This is a genomic window from Bacillus cereus group sp. MYBK108-1, assembly GCF_051917185.1.
In the GTDB taxonomy this organism is placed as follows: Bacteria; Bacillota; Bacilli; order Bacillales; family Bacillaceae_G; genus Bacillus_A; species Bacillus_A cereus.
Genome location: NZ_JBQAHZ010000001.1, coordinates 175251 through 193700, shown reverse-complemented (window position 1 = coordinate 193700; position 18450 = coordinate 175251). Strand labels below are relative to the sequence as shown.

The following is an 18450-nucleotide window of genomic DNA, read 5'->3' as shown; positions in this document are numbered from 1 at the left end:
CAACGATGTTAGATGAAATCTCCTCCAAAGAAAAAGCTGCCATCCTCATTCGTACATTAGACGAAGGGGTGGCAGCAAAAGTCATTGAATATATGACAGCTGAGGAAAAAGAAGTATTACTTCGTGAAATTGCGAAGTTTCGTGTATATAAACCAGAAACGTTAGAGAATGTACTAGGAGAGTTCTTATATGAACTAAATGTAAAAGAATTGAACTTAGTCACTCCAGATAAAGAATATATTCGTCGCATATTTAAAAATATGCCAGAAGACGAACTGGAAAAATTATTGGAAGACCTTTGGTATAACAAAGATAATCCATTTGAATTCTTAAATTCACTTACAGATTTAGAGCCACTTCTTACAGTGCTTAATGATGAGTCACCACAAACAATTGCAATTATCGCTTCTTATATTAAACCGCAACTTGCGTCTCAATTAATTGAGAGATTGCCAGATCATAAACGAGTAGAAACGGTAATGGGTATTGCGAAACTAGAACAAGTTGATGGTGAATTAATTAATCAAATTGGTGAGTTGTTAAAATCGAAATTAAATAATATGGCATTTAGTGCAATTAATAAAACTGATGGCTTGAAAACAATCGTAAACATTTTAAATAATGTTTCACGAGGTGTTGAAAAAACAGTCTTTCAAAAGCTGGATGAAGTCGATTATGAGTTATCTGAGAGAATTAAAGAAAATATGTTTGTCTTTGAAGACTTACTTGGTCTTGAAGATCTTGCGCTTCGCCGTGTATTAGAAGAAATTACAGATAACGGTGTTCTTGCGAAAGCACTTAAAATTGCAAAAGAAGAAATTAAAGAGAAATTATTTACATGTATGTCTTCAAACCGTAAAGAGATGATTCTAGAAGAATTAGATGGCTTAGGACCGCTTAAGATGACGGATGCTGAAAAAGCGCAGCAAACGATCACTGGTACAGTGAAAAAGCTAGAGAAAGAAGGAAGAATTATCGTTCAAAGAGGTGAAGAGGATGTCCTTATTTAAAAACAGAATTCCGAAGAATTCTGTTTCTTTTTCTGAAGAAACGTATGAATTACAATTTCCAAAACCAGCTTCAGTCCAAATAGAAGAGGAAGAATTACAAGCTGATCATGCAGAGCTTCGCGCCCAGCAAGAATCATTACATATGGAAATGAATCAGCTAAGGCAAGAGCAGCAAATGTTAGAACGAGAGCGTCAACAGTTATTACAAGATAAAGAACAATTTCAAATGCATATTCATGAACAAATGGAACAGATGGAAGCAGCGCGTGTGCAGTTTCAAAAAGAACAACAAGAAATAGCATATGAATGGACAGAGTTATTATGGGATCAATCATTTCATTTAGCAGAAAAAATCGTGAATCAAGCGGTAGATTCACGATTGCTTGATGTGTTACCTATTTTAACTGGCATCGTGCAAACATTGCCAACTTCGTTTGAAAAATTAATCATTACAGTACATCCAGAAACGTTTGAACGTATTCAAGAAGAGAAGGAGAATACGAAAGAATATTGGTTACTACAATTAGTAGAATGGAAATATGATTTCTCCCTGCAGTTTGGTGAATTTGTTCTGGAAGAAGAGAAAGAGTTCTTTGAATTTAAATTTGCACCTATATTTGCGAAACTTCGTCAGAAATGGGAAGAAGAGAAGTTATTTGAGGAGCAAAATGTATGAGCCGCCTGTTAATGAATGAGAACGAAAAATGGAATAAGTTCATTGAAACACCGCTGTATACGAAAGTAGGCAAAGTTCATAGTGTACAAGAACAGTTTTTCGTAGCAAAAGGGCCGAAAGCGAAGATCGGAGATGTTTGCTTCGTTGGAGAACATAACGTCTTATGTGAAGTGATTGCCATTGAAAAAGAAAATAATATGCTACTTCCATTTGAACAGACAGAAAAAGTATGTTATGGAGATTCAGTGACACTAGTTTCAGAAGATGTTGTTGTACCACGTGGTAATCACTTGCTCGGAAAAGTGTTAAGTGCAAATGGTGAAGTGTTAAATGAGGAAGCTGAAAACATTCCATTACAGAAAATAAAACTAGATGCACCGCCTATACATGCATTTGAACGTGAAGAGATTACCGATGTATTTGAAACAGGAATAAAATCAATTGATTCTATGCTAACAATTGGTATCGGTCAAAAGATTGGTATTTTTGCTGGGTCAGGTGTTGGTAAATCAACTTTACTTGGAATGATAGCAAAAAATGCAAAAGCTGATATAAACGTTATTAGTTTAGTAGGAGAACGTGGCCGGGAAGTAAAAGACTTTATTCGAAAAGAGTTAGGCGAGGAAGGGATGCGAAAAAGCGTCGTTGTTGTAGCGACGTCAGATGAAAGTCATCTTATGCAACTTCGTGCAGCGAAACTCGCAACGTCTATTGCTGAATACTTCCGTGATCAGGGCAATAACGTATTACTTATGATGGACTCTGTTACTCGTTTTGCCGATGCACGAAGAAGTGTTGATATTGCTGTTAAAGAGTTACCGATTGGTGGTAAAACACTGTTAATGGAAAGTTATATGAAGAAGTTGTTAGAGCGGTCTGGGAAAACACAAAAGGGATCTATAACAGGTATTTATACGGTGCTTGTTGATGGGGATGATTTAAATGGCCCTGTACCAGATTTAGCACGTGGTATTTTAGATGGACATATCGTATTAAAGCGTGAGCTTGCAACGCTTAGTCATTATCCTGCAATTTCAGTATTAGATTCAGTAAGTAGGATTATGGAAGAAATTGTTTCGCCACATCATTGGCAACTTGCAAATGAAATGAGAAAGATTTTATCAATTTATAAAGAAAATGAATTGTATTTTAAGCTAGGAACGATTCAAGAAAATGAAGAAAATGCTTATATTTTTGAATGTAAAAATAAAGTAGAAGGCATAAATACATTTTTAAAGCAAGGCCGATCGGATAGTTTCCCATTTGATGATATCGTTGAAGCGATACACCATATAGTATAAGGCCTCTGCCCAAGAGGTCTTATTTTTTTGTTTTTTAATATTTCACAGATTTTTTTGGAAAAAAACTATATAATAGAAAAAGAGAACGTTATAATAGGAAGGGGCTATGAAAACAGGTGGATAAACAGCAGTACGACACAATAAAATTGCAAATAAATCAAGAAAAAGAACATATTTTAAAAGAAGTGTATGAATTAACAGCTGAAAAAAGAAAAATAGAACAAAAAAAAGAATATGATTTATATGTTGTGAAATCGCGTAGTAAAGTCGTACAAACTGGGCAACGTATTATGGCTGGCATGCTTTCTTCACATACGTTTTCACCTGAAAGAATAGAAGAATGGAATCGAAAAATTAAAAAAACGGAAGGTTTTATTCAAAAAAATGAAAGCCTTTTAGAGCAAGTAAAAGAAAAAGAACGTGTCATTGATGAGATGTATCAAGAAGATTGCCAAAAGCTTGCGAAAGCACAAGAAAAGCTGGAAGAAAAAATGCTTCTTGATTTGAAAATGTGTATGAATGGATGAGGTGAATGTAGTGATACAGTCTGTATTACCGGTGCAACAAAGTTTACCTCCGCAAAAAGAAAAAGGGCTAGAAGTACAATCGAAAAATGAAGATTCTTCATTCGATCGTACGATGAGAATCGAAAATAAAAAGCAGCCGAAAACGGAGAAAACGAAACGAGAAGAAGCACAAAAAGAAGAGAAAAAAGAATATAACCTTTCTAAACCATCGGTAACGAAAGAAGAACCAATTGTAAAGAAAGAAGAAAAAAAAGAGACAGAACAGTTGTTATTAGCTGTATCTGAGCAAATGGTTGCAATTGAGCAATTACATGTGCAGCCGGAATTGTTATATCAATACATACAAAAAATACAAGAGCTATATAAAGAATATGGCAATATTAAACTTAATGAATTACCTGCAGCTGAATTACAACAATTACAAGAACTTCTTTCAAATATGAATATCAAAAATGCTATATGTTTAGAAGATACAATGCAAATGGTATTAGACAAAATGAAGATGCCAGAGCAAACGATGCAAGCATTGAAGGTTGTAGAAACAGAAACTTGTAATATTGCAAAGAAACAAGAAGAATTTAAAGATGTAGATCTTCCGAAAGCTGAGAGCGATGATGCAAAGGTAGAGTTGCCAGAAGGTGATGCATTAAACGATTCGAGCTCTGCAGGTGCAGAGTTATTAAATAAAACGACGAGTACCGAACAAATAGGGAAATCAAATAGTGGTGCTGAGAAAGTTTCATTACCTGACTTAGGAAAGAAAATGGAAGCGCAAGTAGAAGCCTTGCAAAAATTTGTAGTGAAACAAGAACGTGTTTTATTTCAGTTAAATCCAGAAAAACTTGGTACATTAACAGTGTTTATGAAAAAACATGGAGATCAAATTGACGTTCACGTAGAAATGGAAAAACACGATGCGAAAAAACGTATTGAAATCATTTTTGATGAATTGAAATTAAAGTTAAAAGAAAAAGAAATCAATATTCAAATTAGCTATTCAGATAAAGATGAAAATCGTAAAGAACAGCGAGAACAAGAGCAAAGGCAAAAACAGAAATTAGCAAATACAAATCATGAAAAACAACAATCAACAGAATTTGCGGGATTATTGGAGGAATAAAGCGTGCCAACAGTTGGATTAAATACAACGAGTACAAATCATATTCCGTTACAAGCAGGAGCGCAAAAAAGTAATGTACCTGTTAATGGTGTACAATCGCCAGTGCAACAAAGTAATGGAGTTTCAGCAGGAGCGCAAAAGACTCCTGGGGTAATGGGGAAAGATGATTTCCTAAAATTGTTTTTATCAAGTTTCCAACATCAAGATCCATTTAATGCGATGGATATGAATCAAATGATGAATCAGACAGCGCAGTTATCTCTTATGGAACAAGTACAGAATATGACGAAAGCAGTAGATAAGCTGCAATCAACGATGTATTCAACAGCACTTGATGGTGGAATGAAGTTTTTAGGGAAATACGTAAGAGGTGTTGACGGCGAAGGAAACAAAGTAACTGGTCAAGTAGAGACAGTTCGCCTTGCAGAAAATAACGATGTACAGCTCGTTATTAATAATAAAGTTGTATCTCTTCGTTTCGTTGAGAGAGTGTCTGATAAACCGATTGGGGAAACGAACCCAGAAGACGCAAAGAAAGACGATCAAAAAGTAACTGAAGAAGTAAAAACTACAAATTCATAAGGAGTGTCCATACGTTATGATTAAAGCGTTATATACAAGTATTACAGGGATGAATGCAACACAAAATGCATTAAGTGTAACTTCAAATAATATTGCCAATGCACAAACAGTAGGTTATAAAAAACAAAAAGCAATGTTTGATGATTTACTATATAACAATTCGATTGGTGCAAAAGGTGACGGTAAATACGCAGGAACGAATCCGAAAAGTATTGGTAACGGTGTGAAAATGAGTGGTACTGTTACGGATTATAGTGATGGTACAATTACGTTAACTGGTGGCAAAACACAAGCCGCAATGGAAGGTAATGGTTTCTTCGTTGTAGGTGATTCAAAAGGCGGAAATATGGAATTTACTCGTAAAGGTACGTTTGGGATATCTTCAGATTACTATATTACGAATACCGAAGGTCAATACGTGTTTGCATACCCTGCGAATGAGGCAACTGGTGAAGTTGATTTATCTGGAATTCCAGGACCGTTGCAAATTCCAATGGGAACAGCAATTGGTGGTATTCGAACATCGAAAGGGACAATTAAAGGGAATATTCCAACTGGTGAAAAACAAATTACACAAGATTTATCTGTATATGATAATGCAGGGAATACATGGACAATGCGTGTAGAGTTTAAACAAACGAGTGAACATAATTATACATATAAAGTACAAATGCGTAATGACTCGAAAAAAGAAACAGAGTTTAAGGATGTTCCAGGTGCAGGTGGTAATATGACATTTGATGCTGTTGGAAATCCAAATCCGAAAGAGCAAGGAGCAAACATTCCATTTGACGGTGGCTCTATAAAATTAGACTTAAGTCATTTAACAAACCATCCAACAGATAAAACATTATCAGTAACAGACGTAGATGGTAGAGCAGCAGCGACGGTTAAAGATTGCTTCATTGCTGACGGTGGATATGTGATGGTAAAATATTCTGATGGAAGTATGAAATCTGCAGGTCAATTAGCTGTTGCGATGTTTCCGAACGAAGGCGGACTAATGAAAACAGGTAATGGTAACTATACAGCGACGAATACAACAGGTATTTTAGCTCTTGGTGCATCTGGTCAAAACGGTGCGGGTAAAGTACGTGGTGGTGCACAAGAAGGTGCAAACGTAGATTTATCTGTAGAGTTCGTTGACTTAATGTTATACCAACGCGGATTCCAAGGAAATGCGAAAGTAATTAAAGTTTCAGATGAAGTATTAAATGAAGTTGTAAACTTAATTCGATAATATATCGTAATGAAAAAATGTAATGGAGTAGAAAGGGTTTTTTATTCGTATGACAAGACAAGAGCGAATTTTACAATTGCCTTTTTTCGAAAATAAACGTGAACTTGCCGAGCAAGTATTAAAAATAGAACGAGAAGAGCATGTATATTTACCAGATCAATTTGAAATTAAGCAAGTGCCTCCGTATTCATTTGGCGAAAAACAAGCAATCATTGGCCGTATCCATGAGTTTTATTTCATAAGTGTTGGTAGCGATAGCGTTTGGAAGTATCAACTGTTTAAGGATGAGATGAAGTGTCGTGAGTTTTTTGTTATGTTGCCAAACATTACGGATCAGCAAATAGCGTTTTGGTTTAATAACATAGAGTTATTGAAAGGTTCTTAAAAGCACTTTTTAGGTTTTGAGAGAGGACCTGGCGATGTTTTGGAGCGGTTAGTGCCTAATAGAGTCCCGACCGATGTGTAAGACCAGAGATATGTAGCGTTACTAGAGTAGTGTGGTAGTGTAAGAAGTGGTAATATAAAATAGTTTTAAGTTAATTTAAGATAGTTGTAGTATACAATTAGACTGAATTTCTATAAAAGGAGAGGTGAGGAGGATGGCGCAAAATAAGTATCGCGTTACATTCATTTCGCCGAGTGAGGTTGAACAGCGGACTGTAATGGCGGCGAATAGTTTGCCAGATTTAATTCGTAAAGTAGAAAGTATTATCGCAGATCCAAACGGTTATTTTGTGAATGATAAAAAAAATAATTGTTATTTTAAAGTGATTAAAGAAAATGTTACGTTTATTCAATATGAGTTACTATTTTCGGATAAGGAAATTCATATTGAAAAATTAAAACATATAGCACCGGTAGTATTAAAACGATTATTCGAAAAAATAAATGACCCGGAATTATATGCACTCGCGCTACTTGATGTTGATATAGCAACGAAAGAATATGTGCTAGCAGAAATGAATTCTGAGCTGAGAATAAGAGTAGAGACGGAGCTTTCGAAAAAATGGGAAGCAATGCCGACAGAAATTGTAGGAGCGCAAGAAGTGTTATTAGAAGCACTTGCTTCGTTTATACAAGATTAATTGTTTTTTAATAAAATGAATCGTTCGACTATCTATATTTTTTATATAGGTAGTTGACTTTTTCTCTTTTATAAAGCTTAATAATTAGATATACGGAATTAATGGAAGGGGAGCGACACCTTTATGTCACAAGCACAAAGTATTTTATTAGAAAGCGGAACAAATGAATTAGAGATTGTTACGTATACTGTTGGTGAAAACCTATTTAGTATTAATGTTATGAAAGTACGTGAAATCATTAATCCATTCCCTGTTACAACTGTGCCAGAATCTCATCATGCAGTTGAAGGTGTTGTTCAAGTACGTGGTGAAATTTTACCTGTTATTAACTTGGCAATGGCTCTTAATTTAAAGTCAACAAAGCCACTTGATCAAACGAAATTTATCATCTCAGAATTAAACCAAATGAAAGTTATTTTCCGCGTTGATGAAGTGCATCGTATTCAACGTATTTCGTGGGAACAAATTGATGAACCAGCTTCATTATCTATGGGACTAGAAGAAACGACATCTGGTATTGTAAAACTAGATGGCAAAATCATCTTACTATTAGATTATGAAAAAATTGTATGTGAAATTAGCGGCACTGGTTATGACAATAAATCAATTGCAGGGTTAGAACAAAAAACAGATCGAGCTGAAAAAGTAATTTATATTGCAGAAGATTCAGCGATGCTTCGCCAAATATTAGAAGAAACATTATCATCAGCTGGATATACGAAAATGAACTTCTTCAGCAATGGTGCAGAAGCGTTAGCACAAATTGAAAAATTAGCGAAAGAGCAAGGCGAAAAAATGTTTGAACATATTCACTTGCTAATTACGGATATTGAAATGCCAAAAATGGATGGACATCATTTAACGAAAGTGGTTAAGGATAGTGAAGTAATGAATCGTTTACCAGTCATTATTTTCTCTTCATTAATTACAAATGAATTATTCCATAAAGGTGAAGCTGTAGGAGCAAATGCTCAAGTAAGTAAGCCAGATATTCAAGAGCTAATTGGTTTAGTTGATAAGTTAGTACTTTAAAAGTTTCTATTTAGCCGGAATAGAAGCTCTAGCCAAGTGTTGAGCGGTCAGTGCTTAATAGAGCCCTATGCGATGTTGAGACCAGAGATATGAAGTGGTTATAGGTAAGTAGAAGAGCTGGAGTATAACATTTTTCTATTTAGTAGGAATAGAGGAACTACTTATGTAAGGAAGTTTTCAGTGATTAATAGAGTCTCATTCGATGTGAGTTCAGAGGTATGAAGTAGTTTTAGGTAAGAAGAAGTGAGACTTCGATTGAGGATTTGAAGACTGGGGTTATAACTCTATTCTGTTAGAGAGAGGAAGGAATTAGCCAATGCTACATATGGCTAATTCCTTTTTAGTATTCTATACTTTAAGCTGGTAGAAAAATGAAAGGTTTCTGGGGTGTTTGGCGCTGTATGTATGAAAAAATCTTCATTTGAAGATTTTTGATTTAAAAATATAAGCAAACGTATTTTCGATGGTTATTTTAGTAATATTTCGTGGTAACGCAAATTTTTTCGGTGAAAAAATATTCAAAATACCATATAATATAATTAAATGTAATTAATATGCAATTTTACATATTAATAAAAAACATTTTCCAATTTTTTATACTTTCTATACATTTTTGTATGTTAATTATTTGACAGATAATTTCGAACTGTTATAATATGGATATGTAAAAATTGCTATTTTCTTAAAAGACATGGGAGTCAGATGAGAATTGTGAAAGGATGAGGGGGAGTGGCACAGATTATGTATCACCACACAGCAATTAATGTATTAGGTCTTTTACAAAACATGTCAAATAATAAAATGAACGATATGCAACTAGAGGTGGAATTAAAAAAAATAGAAAAAGAATTCCAAGTAAAGTATGAAGAATTAGTTGATGTGCATAATAGAATGGTATTATTTCAAATAGATATAGAAAAAAATGGCGGGATGCGAGCATATGAAAAATCAGCAATTACATGGCTGAAGTCTGAACTAGAGCTACTGTATGCAGTATATCAATTTTGTCAACGTCACGGTTTAAACATTTTAAATATTTCAAAATACGTAAGTAAAAATGAACTAAATCTTTTTCCAAAAACAGAAAGTCAATTGCAAAATACGTATTATAAATTGAAAAAACGTGAAATACCGTTTGAAAATATTGAAAAACAAAAACCAGGACGAAAGCGAAAATATATACCAGTAAAAGAGACAATTGTTGCAAGAAAACAAGAAAACGAGTACGAATTAAAAGAAGAAATCCAGCATAAAGAGGATGAAAAAAATCTTGTAACAGTTATATCTGGTATCGTTGATAACTTTGAAACAATTAATCAGTGTAGTGAAAGAAAAGAAGACGAACTACATCAGTTTATGGAAGGTATTTATAAGCTTTCTAGCATGGCAGCAGGGCGTTCTAGAGAAGAAAAGAATACACGTAGCTTAGAAGGTGAATTGCAGTCGTTACAACTAGAAAACGAAAGGTTAAAACGAGAGAAAGAAGAGCTTGTACAAGATATTAAAGGTATGACGCAGCTTTTAATTCATTTCATTACAAGTTCTGATATTGATCAAATTCGTAAATTACCAACTTTCGTACAAGATTGTAAAATGGAATTACATAAACTAGGGCTATATAATGCACAGGACGGTAAAATGAAAATTATGGTTGATCGTAGCGGACAAGTTATGACCGTAACACAGTAATAAAATTTGGGTACAAAATAAAAGGGAGATACATAGTTTATATGTATTTCCCTTTTATTTTGTATGGAATCGTTCCAAAGAAGGAAGATGAATTTTTACGATTGTAGTAGTTTAGAAACCATTTGCGGAATTTGGTTCGCTTGTGAAACCATACTAAGCGCAACTTCAGTCAATAATTTGAACTTTAAAAAATCACTCATCTCCTGCGCCATGTCTGCATCTTCAACTTGAGATGCAGCATCTGTTAACGCCATACTTTGGCTATTTAAATTTTCAATATTAAACTGTAAACGATTTATCATAGAGCCAAGGTCGGCACGATGAAGTGACACACTTTGCAAAGCCTCTTCGATTTTACGAATTGTCGTTCTTGCTTCTTGTTCCGTTGAAATCTTGATGTCATGTTGTGTAGGGGAAGGGGGAATAGATTTTGATATATGTACCGTATGACCGATATCGTCTAATGTAACACGGCGGTTTTGACCGTCAAATACAGATAAATCATTAAACTCAGTCGTCTCGCCAATATAGCCAATTTGTTCTGTTAAAGACTGAAACTCTTTATTCAGCGAATGACGGTTTTTATTTGAATTTGTACCGTTCGCAGATTGAACGGCTAAATCACGCATACGCTGTAAAATATTTGTCACAGTTTGAAGGGCAGCTTCCGCCGTGCGAAGCATCGATATCGCATCTTCATTATTACGAATCGCCACACGCATACCACTTGCTCTCGCATGCATCCGAGTAACAATTGCGATATTTGCGGGATTATCCGAAGCGTTGTTCAACTTCTTACCAGTCGCCAAATGCTCCATTGCAACATTCATATGCTTCTCATTCTCATACAACGACTGCCTAGCATTCATACTCAAAACATTCGTACCAATACGCATAATAGACACTCCTTATAGATTGATATAATCAATATTCAAAAGCTAATAAACGGCTATGAAGAGAAAAAGAGACTTATTCTCACTTTATCTTTTTGTTTTCATACACCGAACGAGAATAAAATAGGCCCTGACCGCTACTAAATATGGCTAGAGCTTCTCTTTAAGTTAAAAAATCTTTCAATCTATCTATATAGAAAAAATAAACCTCTCCGCAAGCAGAGAGGTTTATTCAGGAAACTAACTCAAATGGCTTATTGTAATAATTTAGAAACCATTTGTGGAGTTTGGTTTGCTTGAGAAAGCATGCTGATTCCAGCTTCGTTCAAGATTTTGAACTTAGTCATTTCAGACATTTCTTTCGCCATGTCAGCGTCTTCGATTTGAGAAGCAGCTGAAGCCATAGAAGAAGATTGGCTCTTCAGGTTGTTTACGTTAAAGTCTAGACGGTTTAATGTAGCACCTAGAGTTGCACGGTTAGAAGCAATATTTTTTAATGCTGTATCGATAGATGCGATTGCACCAGAAGCATTAGCTTTAAGATCTGTAGTCTCAAGTTTTGTTAATGTAGCAAATTCTTTACCAAGTGCTTGTGCAGCAGCTTGTGCACCAGCATCATTTGCTTTATTGTAGTCTTCAAGTTTCGTTTCAATTTTCTTTACATCGTCTGCAGACATGAATGGTTTAACCTTATCGAATTCTTTCATAGCAGCAGTTACATCTGCATCAAATGCGGCCTTATTAGCACCTGTTTTTGCTCCAAGATCAGCAAATGCTTTTGTAGTTGCATCATATACTGTTTTTTCTACTTTATCAGTTCCAATAGATAAAGTATCAAGTCCTAATTCTTTAGTAGAAACATTAGATAAGTTGATGTTGATTTGCTTACTTGTATCAGCATTATCTAATGTTTGAACTGCGATAGTTTTATTTGAACCATCTAATAATTTTTTATCATTGAACTCAGTGTTTGTAGAAATATAATCGATTTGTTCTTTTAATGCATCAAACTCTTTGTTTAATGCAGCTTGGTTTTCGTTAGTATTTGTACCATTTGCAGATTGGTTTGCAAGGTCACGCATACGAAGTAAGATGTTAGATACTGAGTTCATTGCTGAATCAGCAGTACGGATTAATGAAATACCGTCTTGCGTGTTATTAGCTGCTACTCCTAATCCACTTTCACGAGCACGCATACGAGTTGCGATTGCAAGACCTGCTGCATCGTCAGAAGCGTTGTTGATACGTTTACCACTTGATAAACGGTCCATAGCGTTGCTCATTTTAGCTTGGTTTTGGCGCATGTACTCTTGAGTACGCATGCTGTTAATGTTTGTATTAATTCTCATGTTAAGAAACCCCCATTTTTTTATATTGACTTTTCTGCAAATTGAAAAACGATAATATGCGAAAAAATCAATTTCGAGATTTATTGTAATCCCTGTCATAGCGGGTGTCAACTAAAAATTCGAATTAATAAATATAAAAAAATAACAGTTTAACAATATATTCATTTTTTTATTACATAATTATTAAAAGGATTATTGCAAACTTTAAAAAAAAACTCTAATATTAGATTATCTTTGTTTTCCGAAAAGGTGATATTATGATAGTTGGAAATATAGTAAAAGAAGTGCTTGCATATAAGAAAGGGCAAATTCAGCAAAAGCTAAGTAGTCCACAAGCATTTGTTAGTAGTCGTTTTCAAGAGAAGTTGCAGAGTGAGCCTGCGAAGGAGACGAAAGAAACTACGCAGCCGGCAAAAGTAGAGGATATGAGTCAGCCGGTACAATCTACGAAAATAGAAACGGTTGTTAATAAGCCGGAACAATCTATTAATAAAGTAGATGAAGCGAGTAAGCCCGAAGAAAAGGGTGAAACGAAGAAAGCAGATGAAGTGCAAGTTGCGCAAAAAGAGTTTGAACGACGTTTCCCAGAAACGAAAAATGAGGCTGCTGATACGTGGGGATTAACGAAGAAGTATAATATTCAAAAAATACGTTCTTCCAATGAAGGGAAGTATGAGGATATTATTGATCGTGTAAGTCGTACATATGGAATTCCAAAAACGTTAATTCAAAAAATGATTGAAGTAGAGTCTAATTTTAATCCGAAAACGGTGTCACATGCCGGTGCGATGGGTCTTATGCAGCTTATGCCAGCGAATGTGAAGGAGATGGGTGTGAAGAATCCCTTTTCACCAGCTGAAAGTATTGAAGGTGGCGTGAAAGAGTTAAGCGGTTATTTAAAGAAAAATAACGGCGACTTAGTATTGGCGCTTGCTTCTTATAATGCTGGTCCTGGTAATGTGAGAAAGTACGGAGGCGTACCGCCATTTAAAGAAACGCAAGGATATATTAAAAAAATATTAAATATCGACGTTTCAAAATAAGAAGTTTCATATATAGAGAGAACATGAAATTTTCGTGAACATGATATGGGAGTTGGCTAGATTTGAAATTACAAGATGATATTCCGTTAACAATTTATTTTGAAATCGGAAATACGAAAAAGAAAATTGAAGATCTGCTTCATATTACGAAAGGTACATTGTATCGTCTTGAAAATTCAACGAAAAATACGGTGCGTCTTATGCTTGAGAATGAAGAGATTGGAACCGGAAAGATTTTGACGAAGAATGGAAAGATGTACGTTGAAATCGTTGAATTGAAAAGGTAGGGAAGGGGATTGTCATGAGTGGCGAAAAATTAAGCCAAGAGCAAATTGATGCCCTGCTGAAGGCGGTAAATGAAGGCGAGGAAATGCCAGCTTTCGCACAAGAAGCAGGAAAGCAAGAGAAATTTCAAGAGTATGATTTTAATAGACCAGAGAAGTTCGGTGTTGAGCATTTACGTAGTTTGCAAGCGATTGCTTCTACGTTTGGAAAACAGACGTCACAGACGTTATCAGCGCGTATGCGTATTCCAATTGAACTAGAGCCTTCAACAGTTGAGCAAGTTCCATTTACGAGTGAGTATGTGGAGAAGATGCCGAAAGATTATTATTTATATTGCGTAATTGATCTCGGTTTACCAGAGCTTGGAGAAATTGTTATTGAGATTGATTTAGCATTCGTTATTTATATTCATGAATGTTGGCTTGGCGGAGATAGTAAACGTAACTTTACGATGCGCAGACCGTTAACAGCGTTTGAGTTTTTAACGCTTGATAATATATTCTTGCTTCTTTGTAAAAATTTAGAGCAATCATTTGAAAGTGTTGTTGCGATTGAACCGAAATTTGTAACGACGGAAACAGATCCGAATGCACTAAAGATTACGACAGCGAGCGATATCATTTCATTACTTAACGTAAATATGAAAACAGATTTTTGGAATACGACGGTGCGTATCGGAATTCCATTCTTATCTGTTGAAGAAATTATGGATAAGTTAACGTCTGAAAATATTGTCGAACATTCTTCAGATAAACGTAAAAAGTATACGTCTGAAGTGGAAGTGAAAGTAAATCAAGTGTACAAACCTGTTCACGTTGCAATTGGTGAGCAGAAAATGAAAATGAGTGAGATTGAACAAATTGAAGAAGGCGATATAATTCCGCTTCATACGAAAGTTTCGGATGAATTACTTGGTTATGTAGATGGAAAGCATAAATTTAATTGTTTTATTGGAAAAGATGGAACGCGTAAGGCGCTCCTATTTAAAAGTTTTGTAGAGTAGGAGGATCCATATGAAGCATGAAGTATCTCCCGTGTCATTAATGGGATTAGAAGATTTTGCAGGAAAGCGAAATGAAGCAGGTAAAGCACATATTGATACTGTTTCAGATATTTCGATTGAACTTGGTGTAAAGCTTGGAAAGTCATCTATTACACTTGGTGATGTGAAGCAGTTAAAAGTTGGCGATGTTCTGGAAGTAGAGAAAAACTTAGGACATAAAGTAGATGTGTATTTAAGTAATATGAAAGTCGGCATCGGTGAAGCAATCGTAATGGACGAGAAATTCGGTATTATCATTTCTGAAATTGAAGCTGATAAGAAACAAGCGGCGCTCATGAAAGCGCAAAGTCAAATGCAAGATAAAGAGTAGAGGAGGAGTCATATGTCGTATATGACGACCTTATTTCAAGTCGTTTTACTGTTTGGTGCGCTCGGTTACGGTGCATATTATATGACGAAAAAGACGCGCAAACAGCAGTTTTTTAAGCAGGGTGAAAATGGCCATATACAAGTAAAAGACGGCGTGTATTTAAATCATCAAACGAGTGCCTTTTTATTTGAAGTGGACGGAAAGCAAGTGTTCACTGTTATTAGTAATAACGGTGTACAGTCTGTGCAATTAACCGGAACAGGAAATCAGTTTCAACAAGCACTAGAAGACGCGGTGAAGACTGAAACGAAAAAAGTAGAGGATCCATCATGAGAATAAAGAAACAGTTATCATTATTAGCCGTTATTTTCGTATTTTCTATCGTTTTTTCAATTATTTTTGTAAATCCAGCGTATGCAGCCCCGAACGGTTTTATTAATTTCGAAAATGGAAAAGAGTTTACGAGTAATTCAAGTGTACAACTATTTGCACTCGTTACCCTTTTATCATTATCTTCTTCTATCGTTCTATTATTTACACATTTTACTTATTTTATGATCGTTCTAGGGATTACACGTCAAGGACTTGGGGTAATGAATTTACCACCAAACCAAGTGCTTGTTGGACTTGCATTATTTTTATCACTCTTTACGATGCAGCCTGTACTTGGGCAACTGAAGAGCGATGTGTGGGATCCGATGACGAAAGAGAAAATAACGGTAAGTCAAGCTGCGGAGACGACAGCTCCTATTATGAAAGAATATATGTCAAAGCATACGTATAAGCATGATTTAAAAATGATGTTGAAAGTACGCGGAGAAGAGTTGCCAAAAGATTTGAAAGATCTTTCCTTATTTACACTCGTACCATCCTTTACGTTAACGCAAATTCAAAAGGGTTTACTAACAGGGATGTTCATTTATTTAGCGTTTGTATTTATAGATTTGATTATTAGTACACTTTTAATGTACCTCGGGATGATGATGGTACCGCCGATGATTTTAAGTTTACCGTTTAAAATACTTGTTTTCGTATATTTAGGTGGATATACAAAAATCGTCGACATTATGTTTAAAACGGTCGCCTGAAGCGTTTGATGCTATGTGATAGGAGTCATATAAATGAATACGTCACCAATTATAGATATTTTTCAAACCTTTTTTTATAAAGGGGTTATGATTTTAATGCCGGTTGCCGGCGTAAGTATGATTGTCGTTATTATCATCGCTGTCATTATGGCGATGATGCAAATTCAAGAGCAAACGCTGACATTTTTACCGAAAATGGCGAGTATTGTCCTCGTTATTATCATTTTAGGACCGTGGATGTTTCAAGAGTTAACGACGCTTATTTTAGATTTATTTGATAAAATCCCATCGCTATTGCGTTCGTACTAAGATAGGTGAACTGAAATGAATATGGAATTATGGGCGGCGACGTTTTTTGCGTTTTGCCGCATTACTTCATTTTTATATTTTTTACCGTTTTTCTCAGGACGATCCATTCCAGCAATGGCGAAGGTTACAGTTGGACTTGCTCTTTCAATTACAGTGGCCGATCAAGTGGATGTCTCTCACATCAAGACAGTTTGGGACGTTGCAGCTTATGCAGGAACGCAAATTGTAATTGGATTATCACTTTCAAAAATTGTAGAAATGCTGTGGAACATTCCAAAAATGGCAGGGCATATTTTAGACTTTGATATCGGTTTATCACAAGCAAGTTTGTTTGATGTAAATGCGGGCTCACAGTCTACTTTACTATCAACCATTTTTGATATATTTTTTCTCATTATTTTTATTTCACTTGGCGGCATTAATTATTTCGTTGCCACGATTTTAAAGTCGTTTCAATATACAGAGGCGATTTCAAAATTGCTGACGACTAGTTTTTTAGATAGTCTACTCGCAACGCTATTATTTGCGATCACATCAGCGGTTGAAATTGCTCTGCCGCTGATGGGAAGTTTATTCATCATTAACTTTGTTCTAATTTTAATTGCAAAAAACGCTCCGCAATTAAACGTTTTTATGAATGCATATGTAATTAAAATTACATGTGGTATTTTGTTTATTGCGATGAGTGTACCGATGCTCGGTTATGTGTTTAAAAATATGACGGATGTATTACTTGAAGAATATACGAAACTATTTAACTTTTTCTTAACGAAGTAGGGGGACGCGCATGGCAAAGGATAATAAAACAGAAAAGGCCACCCCGCAGAAGCGTAAAAAATCGCGTGAAGAAGGGAATATTGCCCGGAGTAAAGATTTAAATAATTTATTTTCCATTCTCGTATTAGCAGTTGTCGTTTATTTCTTCGGAGATTGGCTAGGGTATGAGATTGCGAATTCCGTAGCGGTGCTGTTTGATCAAATTGGAAAAAATACAGATTCAACCGAGTATTTTTATTTAATGGGGATTTTATTACTGAAAGTATCGGCTCCGATATTAATACTCGTATACGCTTTTCATTTATTCAATTATATGATTCAAGTCGGTTTCCTATTTTCTTCTAAAGTCATTAAACCGAAGGCGTCACGTATTAATCCGAAAAACTATTTTACGAGACTGTTTAGTCGTAAAAGTTTAGTTGATATTTTGAAAGCACTATTTTATATGGGATTAATCGGTTACGTCGCTTATGTTCTTTTTAAAAAGAATTTAGAGAAAATCGTCAGTATGATTGGATTTAACTGGACTGCATCACTTACTGAAATTATTAGGGAAATTAAATTTATTTTCTTAGCAATTTTAATTATTTTAATCGTTCTTTCTATTATTGATTTTATTTATCAAAAATGGGAGTACGAACAAGATATTAAGATGAAAAAAGAAGAAGTGAAACAAGAGCATAAAGATAATGAAGGGGACCCGCAAGTAAAAGGGAAACGAAAAAACTTTATGCATGCAATCTTGCAAGGAACAATTGCGAAGAAGATGGATGGCGCAACATTTATTGTAAATAACCCGACTCATATTTCGGTCGTACTTCGTTACAATAAACACGTTGATGCAGCACCAATTGTCGTTGCAAAAGGGGAAGATGAGCTCGCATTATATATACGAACGCTTGCCCGTGAACAAGAAATACCAATGGTGGAAAACCGTCCGCTTGCTCGTTCTTTATATTATCAAGTCGAGGAAGATGAGGCGATTCCAGAAGATTTATATGTAGCTGTAATTGAAGTTATGCGCTATTTAATTCAGACGAATGAACTTGAAGTATAATAGCGCGTTTGGAG

Annotated in this window: 22 protein-coding genes; 20 read left to right on the top strand and 2 right to left on the bottom strand. The window is 35.1% G+C overall.

The annotated features are described in order from the left end of the window. The first annotated feature begins 5 nt into the window (after positions 1–5). From fliG to ACTFSL_RS00905, 11 genes are all read left to right on the top strand, one after another. Positions 6–1010 carry a flagellar motor switch protein FliG gene (gene fliG, locus ACTFSL_RS00955; protein ID WP_086384959.1) on the top strand — a complete coding sequence of 335 codons (1005 nt, stop codon included), beginning with the start codon at positions 6–8 and terminating at the stop codon, positions 1008–1010. Then, on the top strand, positions 997–1686 hold the full coding sequence (locus ACTFSL_RS00950; RefSeq protein WP_000051695.1) for a FliH/SctL family protein: 690 nt from the start codon (positions 997–999) through the stop codon (positions 1684–1686). Before fliG ends, ACTFSL_RS00950 begins: the two co-directional genes overlap by 14 nt. Beyond that, positions 1683–2987, top strand: a complete 1305-nt coding sequence (locus ACTFSL_RS00945) for a flagellar protein export ATPase FliI (protein ID WP_000088690.1) — start codon at positions 1683–1685, stop codon at positions 2985–2987. Before ACTFSL_RS00950 ends, ACTFSL_RS00945 begins: the two co-directional genes overlap by 4 nt. A gap of 116 nt (positions 2988–3103) precedes the next feature. Further along, positions 3104–3514, top strand: a complete 411-nt coding sequence (locus ACTFSL_RS00940) for a cytoplasmic protein (protein WP_088338811.1) — start codon at positions 3104–3106, stop codon at positions 3512–3514. 10 nt (positions 3515–3524) lie between these two features. Continuing rightward, positions 3525–4634, top strand: a complete 1110-nt coding sequence (locus ACTFSL_RS00935; RefSeq protein WP_119684179.1) for a flagellar hook-length control protein FliK — start codon at positions 3525–3527, stop codon at positions 4632–4634. Between the two features lie 3 nt (positions 4635–4637). Then, entirely contained in the window at positions 4638–5216 is a 579-nt protein-coding gene (locus tag ACTFSL_RS00930) for a flagellar hook assembly protein FlgD (protein WP_001143463.1), read from the top strand. 16 nt (positions 5217–5232) lie between these two features. Next, positions 5233–6456: a flagellar hook protein FlgE gene (locus tag ACTFSL_RS00925; RefSeq protein ID WP_440041090.1), complete on the top strand. Its 1224-nt coding sequence runs from the start codon at positions 5233–5235 to the stop codon at positions 6454–6456. 49 nt (positions 6457–6505) lie between these two features. Continuing rightward, positions 6506–6841: a DUF3964 family protein gene (locus ACTFSL_RS00920; protein WP_000198166.1), complete on the top strand. Its 336-nt coding sequence runs from the start codon at positions 6506–6508 to the stop codon at positions 6839–6841. 214 nt (positions 6842–7055) lie between these two features. After that, positions 7056–7541: a hypothetical protein gene (locus ACTFSL_RS00915; RefSeq protein ID WP_000068301.1), complete on the top strand. Its 486-nt coding sequence runs from the start codon at positions 7056–7058 to the stop codon at positions 7539–7541. 123 nt (positions 7542–7664) lie between these two features. Then, the gene (locus ACTFSL_RS00910) at positions 7665–8573 is read left to right on the top strand and encodes a chemotaxis protein (RefSeq protein WP_000075943.1); all 909 of its coding nucleotides are present in this window, start codon (positions 7665–7667) and stop codon (positions 8571–8573) included. A gap of 741 nt (positions 8574–9314) precedes the next feature. Next, complete coding sequence (locus ACTFSL_RS00905; protein ID WP_440041234.1) at positions 9315–10262, top strand: DNA-binding domain-containing protein; 948 nt, start codon at positions 9315–9317, stop codon at positions 10260–10262. Positions 10263–10357: 95 nt separating this feature from the next. Here the strand turns inward: ACTFSL_RS00905 and ACTFSL_RS00900 are convergent, their stop codons facing one another. Continuing rightward, complete coding sequence (locus ACTFSL_RS00900; RefSeq protein WP_088338808.1) at positions 10358–11158, bottom strand: flagellin N-terminal helical domain-containing protein; 801 nt, start codon at positions 11156–11158, stop codon at positions 10358–10360. Between the two features lie 251 nt (positions 11159–11409). After that, complete coding sequence (locus ACTFSL_RS00895) at positions 11410–12504, bottom strand: flagellin N-terminal helical domain-containing protein (RefSeq protein WP_088338807.1); 1095 nt, start codon at positions 12502–12504, stop codon at positions 11410–11412. Between the two features lie 257 nt (positions 12505–12761). Here ACTFSL_RS00895 and ACTFSL_RS00890 point away from each other — a divergent pair, with 257 nt between their 5' ends. From ACTFSL_RS00890 to flhB, 9 genes are all read left to right on the top strand, one after another. Then, entirely contained in the window at positions 12762–13547 is a 786-nt protein-coding gene (locus ACTFSL_RS00890) for a lytic transglycosylase domain-containing protein (protein ID WP_025687743.1), read from the top strand. A gap of 62 nt (positions 13548–13609) precedes the next feature. Next, entirely contained in the window at positions 13610–13834 is a 225-nt protein-coding gene (locus ACTFSL_RS00885; protein WP_000775712.1) for a flagellar motor switch protein FliN, read from the top strand. A gap of 14 nt (positions 13835–13848) precedes the next feature. Next, complete coding sequence (gene fliM, locus ACTFSL_RS00880) at positions 13849–14835, top strand: flagellar motor switch protein FliM (protein ID WP_063536042.1); 987 nt, start codon at positions 13849–13851, stop codon at positions 14833–14835. 10 nt (positions 14836–14845) lie between these two features. Beyond that, on the top strand, positions 14846–15205 hold the full coding sequence (gene fliN / locus ACTFSL_RS00875; protein WP_000680010.1) for a flagellar motor switch protein FliN: 360 nt from the start codon (positions 14846–14848) through the stop codon (positions 15203–15205). Positions 15206–15217: 12 nt separating this feature from the next. Continuing rightward, positions 15218–15538, top strand: coding sequence for a hypothetical protein (locus ACTFSL_RS00870; protein ID WP_000121178.1), 321 nt, complete (start codon positions 15218–15220; stop codon positions 15536–15538). After that, entirely contained in the window at positions 15535–16293 is a 759-nt protein-coding gene (locus ACTFSL_RS00865; protein WP_001220582.1) for a flagellar type III secretion system pore protein FliP, read from the top strand. The genes ACTFSL_RS00870 and ACTFSL_RS00865 overlap by 4 nt, the downstream gene beginning before the upstream one ends. A gap of 33 nt (positions 16294–16326) precedes the next feature. Continuing rightward, positions 16327–16602: a flagellar biosynthetic protein FliQ gene (locus ACTFSL_RS00860; RefSeq protein ID WP_001098085.1), complete on the top strand. Its 276-nt coding sequence runs from the start codon at positions 16327–16329 to the stop codon at positions 16600–16602. 15 nt (positions 16603–16617) lie between these two features. Beyond that, entirely contained in the window at positions 16618–17379 is a 762-nt protein-coding gene (locus ACTFSL_RS00855) for a flagellar biosynthetic protein FliR (RefSeq protein ID WP_001055718.1), read from the top strand. Positions 17380–17389: 10 nt separating this feature from the next. Then, complete coding sequence (gene flhB, locus ACTFSL_RS00850) at positions 17390–18436, top strand: flagellar type III secretion system protein FlhB (RefSeq protein ID WP_063536043.1); 1047 nt, start codon at positions 17390–17392, stop codon at positions 18434–18436. Positions 18437–18450 lie beyond the last annotated feature (14 nt).